This is a genomic window from Streptomyces sp. NPDC093252, from assembly GCF_040683675.1.
GTDB lineage: Bacteria > Actinomycetota > Actinomycetes > Streptomycetales > Streptomycetaceae > Streptomyces.
The window spans coordinates 183,690-195,408 of record NZ_JBFBEM010000017.1; the positions used below are offsets into that span (position 1 = coordinate 183,690).

Annotated in this window: 11 protein-coding genes; 6 read left to right on the forward strand and 5 right to left on the reverse strand. The window is 71.5% G+C overall.

The window, feature by feature from the left end; all coding sequences use genetic code 11:
• Nucleotides 1-167: 167 nt before the first annotated feature.
• On the forward strand, nucleotides 168-1,061 hold the full coding sequence (locus AB0O01_RS31285) for a sulfotransferase (RefSeq protein WP_365318634.1): 894 nt from the start codon (nucleotides 168-170) through the stop codon (nucleotides 1,059-1,061).
• Nucleotides 1,062-1,194: 133 nt separating this feature from the next.
• Here the strand turns inward: AB0O01_RS31285 and AB0O01_RS31290 are convergent, their stop codons facing one another.
• Nucleotides 1,195-2,874: a carbohydrate binding domain-containing protein gene (locus AB0O01_RS31290; protein WP_365318636.1), complete on the reverse strand. Its 1,680-nt coding sequence runs from the start codon at nucleotides 2,872-2,874 to the stop codon at nucleotides 1,195-1,197.
• A 71-nt stretch (nucleotides 2,875-2,945) separates the two neighbouring features.
• Nucleotides 2,946-4,088, reverse strand: a complete 1,143-nt coding sequence (locus AB0O01_RS31295; RefSeq protein WP_365318638.1) for an ATP-grasp domain-containing protein — start codon at nucleotides 4,086-4,088, stop codon at nucleotides 2,946-2,948.
• 341 nt (nucleotides 4,089-4,429) lie between these two features.
• Here AB0O01_RS31295 and AB0O01_RS31300 point away from each other — a divergent pair, with 341 nt between their 5' ends.
• Together AB0O01_RS31300 and AB0O01_RS31305 are read left to right on the forward strand one after the other, a co-directional pair.
• Nucleotides 4,430-5,290 (forward strand): metallophosphoesterase, encoded by an 861-nt coding sequence (locus tag AB0O01_RS31300; RefSeq protein ID WP_365318640.1) that lies wholly within the window; start codon nucleotides 4,430-4,432, stop codon nucleotides 5,288-5,290.
• The gene (locus AB0O01_RS31305) at nucleotides 5,287-6,042 is read left to right on the forward strand and encodes a 4'-phosphopantetheinyl transferase superfamily protein (RefSeq protein ID WP_365318642.1); all 756 of its coding nucleotides are present in this window, start codon (nucleotides 5,287-5,289) and stop codon (nucleotides 6,040-6,042) included. The genes AB0O01_RS31300 and AB0O01_RS31305 overlap by 4 nt, the downstream gene beginning before the upstream one ends.
• A 125-nt stretch (nucleotides 6,043-6,167) precedes the next feature.
• Here the strand turns inward: AB0O01_RS31305 and AB0O01_RS31310 are convergent, their stop codons facing one another.
• From AB0O01_RS31310 to AB0O01_RS31320, 3 genes are all read right to left on the reverse strand, one after another.
• Entirely contained in the window at nucleotides 6,168-6,419 is a 252-nt protein-coding gene (locus AB0O01_RS31310) for a hypothetical protein (protein ID WP_365318644.1), read from the reverse strand.
• A gap of 288 nt (nucleotides 6,420-6,707) precedes the next feature.
• A complete protein-coding gene (locus AB0O01_RS31315) occupies nucleotides 6,708-7,229 on the reverse strand; it encodes a toxin-antitoxin system, toxin component (RefSeq protein WP_365318697.1) in 522 nt (173 codons plus the stop codon).
• 50 nt (nucleotides 7,230-7,279) lie between these two features.
• Nucleotides 7,280-7,942, reverse strand: a complete 663-nt coding sequence (locus AB0O01_RS31320; RefSeq protein ID WP_365318646.1) for a helix-turn-helix transcriptional regulator — start codon at nucleotides 7,940-7,942, stop codon at nucleotides 7,280-7,282.
• Nucleotides 7,943-8,165: 223 nt separating this feature from the next.
• On the opposite strand from AB0O01_RS31320, the gene AB0O01_RS31325 reads away from it, so the two are divergent.
• From AB0O01_RS31325 to AB0O01_RS31335, 3 genes are all read left to right on the forward strand, one after another.
• A complete protein-coding gene (locus AB0O01_RS31325) occupies nucleotides 8,166-8,840 on the forward strand; it encodes a hypothetical protein (RefSeq protein WP_365318648.1) in 675 nt (224 codons plus the stop codon).
• A 374-nt stretch (nucleotides 8,841-9,214) separates the two neighbouring features.
• Nucleotides 9,215-10,216 (forward strand): LacI family DNA-binding transcriptional regulator, encoded by a 1,002-nt coding sequence (locus AB0O01_RS31330; protein ID WP_365318650.1) that lies wholly within the window; start codon nucleotides 9,215-9,217, stop codon nucleotides 10,214-10,216.
• Between the two features lie 143 nt (nucleotides 10,217-10,359).
• Nucleotides 10,360-11,715, forward strand: coding sequence for a sugar ABC transporter substrate-binding protein (locus AB0O01_RS31335; RefSeq protein ID WP_365318651.1), 1,356 nt, complete (start codon nucleotides 10,360-10,362; stop codon nucleotides 11,713-11,715).
• Nucleotides 11,716-11,719: the final 4 nt, after the last annotated feature.

Consider the following 11,719-nt stretch of genomic DNA (forward strand, 5'->3'; position numbering starts at 1 on the left):
TCGCGCCCATTCCCATCAAGAATTAAGGAACGGGCGAAGGCGCTGATCAAGCCCGATGACCGAGCGGCGATGACACGGACCGGTCGTCTCGCGGACATCTGGCGTTCGCCTGCCGCCCCTGAGATGCGGAGCACCCAGACGGACAGTCCAGTGAGAAGAGGTGCACCGTGCGGGATCCGCGTATGGCCGCGATCGGCAAGGGGCTCAGGAGGCGCGGCCGGCTGCTCGCCGAGGCGGTCGGCCCGCCCCGCGGCCGGCCGACCGCGCTCCCGGCCCCGCGCGGGGACGGTCCCACCACCCCGGCCCGCGACGGCGGCTACGTCGCCCCGCTCGCCCCGCGCCTGGTGGACTCCCCGGTCTTCATACTCTCCTCGGTCCGCTCCGGCTCCACCCTGCTCCGGGTGCTGCTCAACAGCCACAGCCGGATCCGCGCCCCGCACGAGATGCATCTGCGCACCCTCGGCGTCCGGCTCGGCCGGGACTTCACCGCCGCCGCCATGAAGGAACTGGCGCTGGACAGGCAGGAACTGGAGCACGTCCTGTGGGACCGCGTCCTGCATCTGGAACTGCACCGCAGCGGCAAGGAGGTCATCGTCGACAAGACCCCCGCCAACACCCTCATCTGGCCCCGGCTGCACCGATGTTGGCCCGACGCCCGCTACATCCTGCTGCTGCGCCACCCCGGCGCGGTGATCACCTCCCTCACCAGCCGCCGCACCGACCCCGACCCCGACCGGATCCGCGCGGAGGTGCTCGGCTACAGCGAGAAACTCGAAGAGGCCCGCACCGCACTCCCGCGGGCCCATGTCATCCGCTACGAGCACCTCACCGCCGAACCCGAGGCCGCCACCCGCGACCTGTGCGCCCATCTCGGCGTCGACTGGGAGCCCTCGATGCTGGACTACGGACGCCAGGACCACGGAGTCTTCCGGCCCCAGCTCGGCGACTGGAGCAGCACCATCAAGTCCGGCCGCATCCAGTCCGCCCGCCCCGCCACGCCCGGCCTCGACCTCCCGCCCCGGCTGACCGAGCTGGCGAGGACGTGGGGGTACCCGGGTTAGGTCCGGTCGGTCGGACCAGGGGCGTGGGTACGAGGACACCGGGCACCCCCACGCGGTCTGTGTGTGCGTACCGTGAAGTCGCGCCAGCACCGGCGAGGCGAAGTCGCCCCGACCGGCGCCGCGCGCACCCCCGCTACCCCGTGAACCCGGCCGTGACCGAAGTGAACTGCCAGTTGTTCTGGGCGATGCCCGAGCAGTTGCTGGTCACCCCGCCACCCGGGCAGGGCCGGTCGCGGTTGACGGACCAGAAGGCGAGCCGTGCCAGATGCCGGGCGTTGGCCCAGTCACGGATCTGCGTCCAGGTCTGCACCGAGGTCAGCTCCTGCTGGTCGCTGAGCCCGTTCATGCCGGAGATGCCCATATGGGCGTAGGCGGTGGCGTCGTCCCAGCCGAAGACCGACTTCAGCTTGTTCTTGAGCCCTTCCGACGCGTTCACCGTGTTGCCGTACATGTCGGCGCCGCCGCCGAAGTCGAACGGCATGATGGTGAAGACGTCGATATTGGCGTTCAGCGCCCGCGCCTGCTCGATCAGCCGGTTGCCCCAGGAGGTGGGCCCGGTGGTCGTCGTCCCGAAGGTGATGATGGTCCGCAGCCCGGGGTTGTTGGCCTTGACGATCCGCAGCGCGTTCAGGATCCGGTCCTGGACGACCGCGTTCTCGAACTCGTCGGTGTTCTCGATGTCGACGTCGATCGCCTTGAGGGCGTACGCGTCGATGACCCGCTGATAGGCGCCCGCGAGGGCCTCGGCGGTGGCGCAGTTCGGGCCGAGCTTGTTGCCGCTCCAGCCGCCGATCGACGGGACGATGTCCCCGCCGGCCGCCCGGATGGAGTTGATGACCGCCTGGTCGTTGCCGCCGGTCAGCGGCCGGCTGCCGTCCCACGCCGGGTTGCAGCCGCCGGAGGAGAGGATGAACGCCATCGTGAACCACTTGATCCCGGTCGCGCTCATCACCGTCGGCGCGCTCGGCGGGTCACCCCAGCCGAGGTACAGATAGGGCGCGGCCTGCTTGAACCCGGGGTCGGGGTTGCCCGGCCCGGTGGTCACGGACAGCGCGTTGGACGCCCCCGACGTGTTCCCCGCGAGGTCCCGGGCCCGGACCGTGAAGGTGTACGTCGTACTGGGCGCGAGCCCGGTCACCGTGGCCGTGGTCCCGGACACGCTGAGCACCGGACCGGCCGCGCTGGAGATGTCGTACGCGGTGACCCCCACATTGTCGGTGGAGGCGTTCCAGGCGAGGCTGACGCTGGTCGCGGTCTGGGCGGTGGCACGCAGGCTGCCGGGGACGGTCGGCGCCTGGGTGTCGTTGCCGCCGCCCGGTCCGTCCAGGCTGATGTCGTCGGCCTGGTAGGTGCCCTGCCCGTACCAGCCGTGCACATAGACCGTGGCGCTGGTCTGGGTGGCGCCGGTGGTGAACGAGACGCTGAGCTGGGCGTACCCGGACGGCGAGGTCGTCCAGGCCGAACCGCCGCCGTCGACACCGAGATAGACGTACGACCCGCGGACCCAGCCCGTCAGGGCGTAGGTGGTGGACGGCTGGACGGCGACGGTCTGGCTGCACCGGGCGTTGTCACTCGTGCTCGCCGCGCCCTGGAGCGCGCGCGAGCCGCCGTGCACGGGGGTGGAGACGACCGACCCGAGGTTCCCGGAGCAGGTCCAGGGCGCGAGCGCGCCGGACTCGAACCCCGGGTTGGTCAGCACATTGGCCGCATGGGCCGTACCGGGCAGGGCGACCGCCCCGGCGAGGGCCAGGGCGGCGGCCCCGAACAGGGCGAGCAGACGTCTGCGGGCACGTCTGAGAGGTAGGTTGCGCACGCGATCTCCCTGGGATGGTGTGGGGTGTTCGGGAGTACGAGTGGTGCGCCACCCAAGTTGGTATGGACCAATTACGGTGTCAAGGGCTGGAGCGGCAGCACCTCGGCCGCTGTCTGCACCGGGTGCGCCGACCGGGGCGCGGGCGGCGCGGCCCGCACCGGCTCCGGTTCCTCCGCACGCTGCGCCGGTACGGAATCCAGCAGCGGACGCGGCCCCGAGACCACGGTGTAGTCCTGCCCGAGGAACGGCGGCGTGATCTCCCCGGGATCCTCGCCGAGCGCCAACTGCACCGCCGCCCAGGGCGCGTTGATCCCGCACAGCGAGAGCTGGTGCAGCCCGCCCGCCGGACGTGCGTTGACATCCATCAGCACCGGACGGTCACCGAACATCCGGAACTGGATGTTCGACAGATAATGCAGCCCGAAGCCCTCCGCGGTCAGCCGCGCCGGACCCACCCACTCCTCGCTCAGGGTGAACCCGCGCCGCCGCCCGTTCTTGGTCCGGCCCACCGCCAGCCGCACCCGGTTGTCCGGCCCGGTCAGACAGTCCACCGACACCTCCGGCTGCTCCAGCCGGGGCATCACCAGCCAGTCCACCGGCTCCTCGGCCGCCCGCAGCGCCTCCAGCACCAGATCGAGCTGCACGTACGGGGTCGGGAAGCCGTTGAGATGCAGCAGGGAGAACGGCGCCCGGGTGATCATCCGGAACCCGACCCCGCCCGCGCCGGACGCCGGCTTGAAGCACGCCTTGTGCCCGCCCGCCTCCAACTCCTCGACGGCGGCGAGGAGTTCGTCCGCGCCGCGCACCCGCCACCACGGCGGCACCGGCACCCCGATCGCCTGCACGGCCTCGTAGGCGATCACCTTGTCCCGGAACACCGCGACGGCCTCCGGCGGCGGCGCCAGCAGCGCGGTCCCGGCCGCCGCGAACTCGGCGCGGTGCGCCACGATCGCCGACTGGTTCAGCCGGGGCACGAACACATCGATGCCCCGGCGCCTGCACTGGTCGAGCGCGTACTCCACATACCCGGCCGGGGACAGCCCCTCCGGCTCCAGCTCGGCGGTGTCGGCGGCGGCCAGCACGGGGGAGTCGGGGTCACCGTGGGTGGCATGGATCTCGACGGCCCGGTCGCTCGGATTTCGGCGGAGCTGATCCATGAAGAACACGTTCTCCGCGTACGTGCGGTTGAGCCAGACGCGTACGCGAGAGACCATGCAGGGCCGTCCTTCCACGGTTCGCGGGCACGACGGGACACGTCCGTACCCGGACAGGGGGAAATGGTGAGATGCACCGAGCCACCTGCGGGGCCGAGGTTCGCGGTGGGTGGTGTCGGGGCGATCATACGGGTTTGAAGGAACCCCGCGTGCAACATGCGTGTTACGGATTTTCCGATGATGTCCCCCCGGAACGCAGGCTCCCGTTCACCACCGCGACGCACCCGTCCGCCAGGGCCGCGACCCGCCCGGGTGCCCCTTGCCCGCCACCTGGGGAGTGTGTTCTCGTGGTGACCTTCGGATGATCCACGCGCATTCAGGGCGTATTCAGGGGGGTACGGGTGACATCCACGGCCGCCGGCACCGGTCAACTGCTGGCCATCAGCGATCTGCACATCGGGTACGCGGAGAACCGGGCCCTGGTCGAGCGGATGCGCCCGGTGACGGACGACGACTGGCTCCTGGTGGCCGGTGATGTCGCCGAGACCGTCGCCGACATCGAATGGGCCCTGCGGACCCTCGCCGGCCGCTTCCGCAAGGTCGTCTGGGCCCCCGGCAACCATGAGCTGTGGACCCACCCCAAGGACCCCGTCACCCTGCGCGGCGTCCAGCGCTACGAGCATCTCGTCGCCCTCTGCCGCGACCTCGGCGTCGTCACCCCCGAGGACCCCTACCCCCTCTGGCAGACCCCCGAGGGCCCGGTCGCCGTCGCCCCCCTCTTCCTCCTCTACGACTACTCCTGGCTCCCCGCCGGCAGCACCACCAAGGACCAGGGACTGGAGTACGCCCACTCCACCGGGATCGTCTGCACCGACGAGTTCCTCCTCCACCCCGACCCGCACCCCACCCGCGAGGCATGGTGCCGCGCCCGGGTCGCGCACACCGAGGCCCGCCTCGCCGCACTTCCCGAGGACCTGCCCACCGTCCTCGTCAACCACTACCCCCTGGACCGCCACCCGACCGAGGTGCTCTGGCATCCCGAGTTCGCCATGTGGTGCGGCACCGCCCTCACCGCCGACTGGCACCACCGCTTCCGCGTCCGCACCATGGTCTACGGCCATCTGCACATCCCGCGCACCACCTTCCACGACGGTGTCCGCTTCGAGGAGGTCTCCGTGGGCTACCCGCGCGAGTGGCGCCAGCGCGACGAACCCCCCGGCAGGCTGCGCCGGATCCTGACCGAGGAGGTCGCCGCCCGGTGATCGAGGAACTGCTGCCCGCGTCCGTGGCCGCGGTGGAGACCTTCGGCCACGACGACACCGCCGAGGCGGCCCTCTACCCCGAGGAGGCGGCCCTCGTCGAGCGGGCCGTGACCAAGCGGCGCCGCGAGTTCGCCACCGTGCGGGTCTGCGCGCGGGCCGCGATGGAACGGCTCGGCGTCCCGCCCCACCCCGTCCTCACGGGCGAGCGGGGCGCACCCAACTGGCCCGGGGGGCTGGTCGGCAGCATGACCCACTGCGAGGGCTACGCCGCCGCCGCCCTCGCCCGCGCCGGTGACCTCGCCTCGCTCGGCGTCGACGCCGAACCCCACGGCCCGCTCCCCGACGGCGTACTGGAGGCGGTGGCCCTGCCCGCCGAGCGCGCCCGGCTGGCCAGGCTGACCGCCCACCGCCCCGACCTGCACTGGGACCGGCTGCTGTTCAGCGCGAAGGAGTCCGTCTACAAGGCGTGGTTCCCCCTGACGGGCGCCTGGCTCGACTTCTCCGAAGCGGACATCGACCTGACCCCCGCCCCCGACACGGAGACTTCCGACGCGGTGGCCGCTGACAGGGCAGCCCCCGACGCGGGGGCCCCGGGCACGGCAGCCTCCGGCGCGGTGGTCTCCGGCACCCTGCGCGCCGAACTCCTCGTCCCCGGCCCACTGGTCGCCGGTCACCGCCTGGGGCACTTCGAGGGCCGCTGGACGATCCAGCGGGGGTTGGCCGTGACGGTGGTTGTGGTGCCGGTGGGTTGAGTGGAAGTGGGGGTGGGGGGCGGCTGTAGTTGTGGTGGGCGGTCCCTGGGAGGGGTCCGGCACGGGGTGGCGCGTGGCGCCGGGTGGCGCTCCCGGCGCGGGCCGCCCTCGTCGCCGCGAGGGCATCACGCCGGTGGCCCCCCGGACGGCGGGCACCAGCTTCCCAGCATCCGGAACAGCGCCTCCTCGTTGCCGCTCAGCCCCGCCTCCGCGAGCGCCCGGTCGGCCTCGGCGAGCACGGCCGGGGGCACCAGGGGCGGTCGGCCCGTCCCGGGTGGTCCGGCGGTCAGGTCGCAGGCCGCCCTGACCGTGTGCAGCAGGCGCAGATACGCCTGGAGGGCGGCGCGTTCACGATCGGTCAGCAGTGCGGTCCCCATGGGGTGGCTCTCCCTCGTCCGGATCCGCGCACCCGGACATCCCGGGACGCAACCTCCAGCTTGCCAACCGCCACTGACAATCCGTCCGGACCACACGAGAGGCGCTCCCGGAAGTCAGCCCTGGAGCCCGGCAAGGGCCCTTGGGGCAGACTCTTTGGACAGCCCCCTCAGCCCCCTCAGCCCCCTCAGCCCCCCTCAGCCCCCCTCAGCCCCCTGGAGCCCCCTGGAGCCCCCTGGAGCCCCCTGGAGCCCCCTGCGGGAGGGAGCCCATACCCCCGGAGGGGCGCCCTACTCCCGCCCCAAGTACCCCAGCGACGCCTCGATCCGCCCCGCCAGGTCGTCGCGTCGGCCGCGTGGGGTGGAGCCGCCCAGCCAGGCGCGGCAGCGGCTGGCCAGGAGGAGACCGAAGGTCTCGGCGTCCTTCTCCTCCGCGAGGTCGAAGCGGGTGCGGGCGGCGACCGCGCGGACCGTCGCTTCGAGGTCTGCCTCGTCCCGCAGCAGCCGCGCGGCGACCGCCGCACCCTCCAGCGGGTGCCCGGCGTGGCCTGCGGCCATGTGCCAGAGTTCGTGGCCCAGGATGACCAACTGGTGGTCCGGCGCGGTGCGTTCCTCGACCACCACCAGGTCCTGGTCGGCCAGATCGATCCACAGCCCGCTGGCCGCGCTGCGCGGGAACGCCGCCGTGCGGAAGAGGACGGGGCGGCCCCGGCGGCGGCTCATCGCGTCGCACAGGGCCGTGTGGAGATCGGCGGGCGCGGCGGGCACGGGGAGAGCCAACTCCTCGATCAGTGCGCCGCACAGACGGCGCATGTCCTTACCGATGCGCACAGACTCTCCCCACGGTCCCGACTCTCACCTGCTCACGACTCGGGCCGTTTGACACTCTCCAGCAGCATGTCCAGCCACTCGGCGACCTTGTCGCGGTGCTGGTCGGTGGGGAGTTGGGCGGCACGCCAGGCGATGCCCCGCACGCCGTGGTCCTGGAGCAGCTTCTCCAGGGGGTCCTCGGTGGCGATCCGGGCCGCCGCCGCGCGGTCCCGGTCGGCGAGCCGCTGGAGCAGTTCCTGCTCGGTGCGCTGGAGGGTGTCGGCGAGTGCCTCGGGGTCGTCGGCGGTGAGGAATCCGGCGTGCACCCGGAAGAACCGCTGGATGGCGTCGCAGTGCTCCATCGTGGGCCGCCGGTCGCCGTTGATGAGGGCGCCCGCCTGCTGCCGGGACATCCCGGCGCCGTCCGCGATCTCCTGCTGGGTGTGGCGGCGGCCGTTGGGCTTGAGGCGGGTGCGGCGCAGCAGGTCGAGGCGCTGGAGGAAGCGCGCCTGCACATCGGGTTCCCCGGCGGCCCGCCCGGCGAGCAGCTCCTGCACCACGGGCTCGGGGACCCCGCAGGCCACCGAGAGCCGGGCGGGGTCGAAGATCTCGGCGTGCGGGATGCCCAGCCGGTCGGTGAGCGCGGTCACGCGGTCGACGACGGCCGACAGCACCGCCGACGCGGCGGCGTCCTGAACCTCGTAGCCATCCGTCACCGACGTGTCTCCTACGTTTCTCACAGCCATCTCTCAAGCGGTTGCCGTGAACTTCCCGGAGCGTAGCGGTTCGTTCGAACTCACATCCAGGTCTCGCCACAACTGTGGCCTATTTCAGCCGTCAACCGTCGCAGAATGCCACGATAGTTGACACAGCAAGGTTTTGGGCAGCAGGATCAATGCGCCGCGAGAAGGCCGCATAGGCAAGAGGGGTGACCTCCCGATGGCGAACCAGGCAGGTGGGCAGCGGTCCGCACCGCAGTCCCTCCCCGCGAGCCGTGAGGCCCAGGCGTATCTCCAGGACTACGCCTCGCTCCTCGACGCCCTCTCCTTCCCGTCCTTCGTGGTGGACCGAAGCTGGGACGTGGTCCTGGCGAACAGCGCGTTCGAGACACTTTTCCGCGAGGTCGGCCCCCATCCGACGGCCATGCCGCACGACAATTTCCTGCGGTTCGTCCTCTTCCACCCGGACGCGCACACCGTGCTCGGCGACCACGAGCCGCAGTGGTGCCTGCCGATGCTGGCCCAGTTCGCGTCGTCGGTCGAGCGCCACAACCATGACCACCAGCTCCAGTCCATCCGCCGGGACATCGCACAGGACCCGATCATGGAGGCGGCCTTCCGCCAGGGCCTGCCGCACTGGATCCGGGCGATGGGGGAGTACGCCTTCGAGCACGACGGCGCGGTCCGGCCGCTGCTCCACCCCGACCCCCGCTGGGGCGCCACCGACTGCCGGGTGGTCGGCGAGACCCCCCGGGCGCTGCGGGAGCTGGGCTGCACCCGGCTGACCCTGGTCCTGCGCGAGACCCGCAAGCAGGCCGCCGCACCCCGGCGCCACCGCCGGGAGCGGCGGGTCGGCGCCGGCCATCTGAGCGTGGTCCGCACCCCCGAAATCTGACCGGGCACCGTCGGCGTTCAGGTCGCCGACGGCGCCTCGGTCGAAAACCCCGGCCGCCTCCTCCCGCGCGCTGTCCCCGTCCGCTCACCCCTGCCCGGCCGCTGCCGCGCCCGGCTCCCACCGTCCCGGTCCGGTTCCCGTTCCCGGCGGCGGCCCGCCTCCCGCCGTCCCGTTCCCGTTCCCGGCGACCGATGCCGACCCCGGCCCCTCCGTCCCCGCACCCGCACCCCTTCCCTCCCCCTCGTCCCCCTCCCCCCGCCCTACGCAATCGCGCAAGCGCGCGTCTTCGGCCGTCGGCACCCCGCCCCACCCCCCGCCTCAAAACCACTCCCGCTACGCAAGCCGCTTGCGTACCTTGCGCTATTCTTGCGGACATGACGCGACGACTTGCTGAAGTGGCGAAGAAGGTCGGGGTCAGCGAGGCGACGGTGAGCCGGGTGCTGAACGGCAAGCCGGGAGTCTCCGAGGCCACCCGGCAGTCGGTGCTGTCCGCGCTCGACGTGCTCGGCTACGAGCGCCCCACCCAACTGCGCGGCGAGCGCGCCCGGCTGGTCGGACTGGTCCTGCCGGAACTCCAGAACCCGATCTTCCCCGCGTTCGCGGAGGTGATCGGCGGGGCCCTCGCCCAGCTCGGGCTGACCCCGGTGCTGTGCACCCAGACCAAGGGCGGCGTCTCCGAGGCGGACTACGTGGAGCTGCTGCTCCAGCAGCAGGTCTCCGGCGTGGTCTTCGCCGGCGGGCTCTTCGCGCAGGAGGACGCCCCGCACGACCACTACCGGCTGCTCGCCGACCGCAACATCCCGGTCGTGCTGGTCAACGCCGCCATAGAGCATCTCGGCTTCCCCGGCGTCTCCTGCGACGACGCCGTGGCGGTGCAGCAGGCGTGGCGGCATCTCGCCTCTCTCGGGCACCAGCGGATCGGCCTGGTGCTGGGCCCCGGCGACCACGTGCCCTCGGCCCGCAAGCTGGCCGCCGCCCGCGAGGTGGCGGGCGGTGACCTGCCCGACGAGCACGTGGCGCGGGCCATGTTCTCCATCGAGGGCGGGCACGCCGCCGCGGCCAAGCTCATCGACCGTGGGGTGACCGGCTTCATCTGCGCCAGCGACCCCCTCGCCCTCGGTGTGGTCCGGGCCGCCCGGCGCAAGGGTCTCGATGTGCCCACGCGGATCTCCGTGGTCGGCTACGACGACTCCGCGCTGATGAACTGCACCGAGCCCCCGCTGACCACCGTCCGCCAGCCCATCGAGTCGATGGGGCGGGCCGTGGTGGAGCTTCTCAACGCGCAGATCGGCGGCAGCGCCGTGCCCACCGAGGAACTGCTGTTCGAGCCGGAGCTGGTGGTGCGCGGTTCCACCGCGCAAGCGCCGCGCGATTGATCTTCGCCAGCGGAGGCTTGGCTGTCAATTTATTGCAATCTCTGCGTGACATCTTGCGTGGCGATGCTGTCGGTGCTTGAGTGTGCGACGCCCACCCGCTCCGCCCGATGGGGCTCAGCGCTCCTGCCCAAAGGGGTCCACCGATGAGAAGCTCCGGGTTCCGCCGCACCTTTGTCACCCTCGCCGCCGGCGCCATGTCCCTCACCGCCCTGACCGCGTGCGGTTCGGGCGACGAGGAGGGCGCCGCGAGCGGCAAGACCCAGATCACGGTCAACTGCATGCCGCCCAAGAGCGCCAAGGTCGACCGCAAGTTCTTCGAGGACGATGTCGCCGCCTTCGAGAAGGCCAACCCGGACATCGACGTCGTCCCGCACGACGGCTTCCCCTGTCAGGACCCGAAGACCTTCGACGCCAAGCTCGCCGGTGGCCAGATGGAGGACGTGTTCTACACGTACTTCACCGACGCCAAGCACGTCGTCGACATCAACCAGGCCGCGGACCTCACCCCGTACATCAAGGAACTGGCGAGCTACGAGACCATCCAGCAGCAGCTCCGGGACATCTACACCGTCGACGGCAAGATCTACGGCGTCCCGCGCACCGGCTACTCGATGGGGCTGATCTACAACAAGGCGCTCTTCGAGGAGGCCGGACTCGACCCCGACCAGCCGCCCGCCACCTGGGACGAGGTCCGCACCGCCGCCAAGAAGATCGCCGACCTCGGCGACGGCACCGTCGGCTACGCCGACTACAGCGCCCAGAACCAGGGCGGCTGGCACTTCACCGCCGAGCTGTACTCCCAGGGCGGCGACGTGGTCAGCGCGGACGGCAAGACGGCCACCATCGACACCCCCGAGGGCAAGGCCGTCCTCCAGACCCTGCACGACATGCGCTGGGCCGACGAGTCCATGGGCACCAAGCAGTTGCTCGTCATCAACGACGTCCAGCAGATGATGGGCTCCGGCAAGCTCGGCATGTACCTCGCCGCCCCCGACAACATCCCGATCCTGGTCAAGGAGAAGGGCGCCACCTACGAGGACATGGCCATCGCGCCCATGCCCGGCGGCAACGGCACCCTCATCGGCGGCGACGGCTACATGTTCAACAAGAAGGCCAGCCCCGAGGAGATCCGGGCCGGGCTGAAGTGGCTCGACTTCATGTTCCTCACCCCCGGCGACGGCTTCCTCGGCGACTACGCCCGCGCCAAGGAGAACGACGCCCCGGTCGGGCTGCCCGAGCCCCGGCTGTTCACCGGCGCCGCCGACGAGAAGGACCAGCAGGTCAAGGAAGCCAACGCCAATGTCCCGGTGGAGAACTACCAGCCCTTCCTGGACGGCAACCAGAGCCTCGACATGAAGATCGAGCCGCCGAGCGCCCAGCAGATCTACTCCGTCCTGGACGGTGTCGTCTCCGCCGTCCTCACCAAGGAGGACGCCGACATCGACGGACTGCTGAAGGACGCCTCCGGCAAGATCGACGACATCCTCGCCCGGGGCTGACCCG

What these genes read in the sequence shown, in the direction of transcription:
- AB0O01_RS31325 (WP_365318648.1), top strand. Translation starts at nt 8,166, where the DNA reads ATGGCGAACCAGGCAGGTGGGCAGCGGTCCGCACCGCAGTCCCTCCCC.
- AB0O01_RS31295 (WP_365318638.1), bottom strand. Translation starts at nt 4,088, where the DNA reads ATGGTCTCTCGCGTACGCGTCTGGCTCAACCGCACGTACGCGGAGAAC.
- AB0O01_RS31315 (WP_365318697.1), bottom strand. Translation starts at nt 7,229, where the DNA reads ATGCGCCGTCTGTGCGGCGCACTGATCGAGGAGTTGGCTCTCCCCGTG.
- AB0O01_RS31335 (WP_365318651.1), top strand. Translation starts at nt 10,360, where the DNA reads ATGAGAAGCTCCGGGTTCCGCCGCACCTTTGTCACCCTCGCCGCCGGC.
- AB0O01_RS31310 (WP_365318644.1), bottom strand. Translation starts at nt 6,419, where the DNA reads ATGGGGACCGCACTGCTGACCGATCGTGAACGCGCCGCCCTCCAGGCG.
- AB0O01_RS31330 (WP_365318650.1), top strand. Translation starts at nt 9,215, where the DNA reads ATGACGCGACGACTTGCTGAAGTGGCGAAGAAGGTCGGGGTCAGCGAG.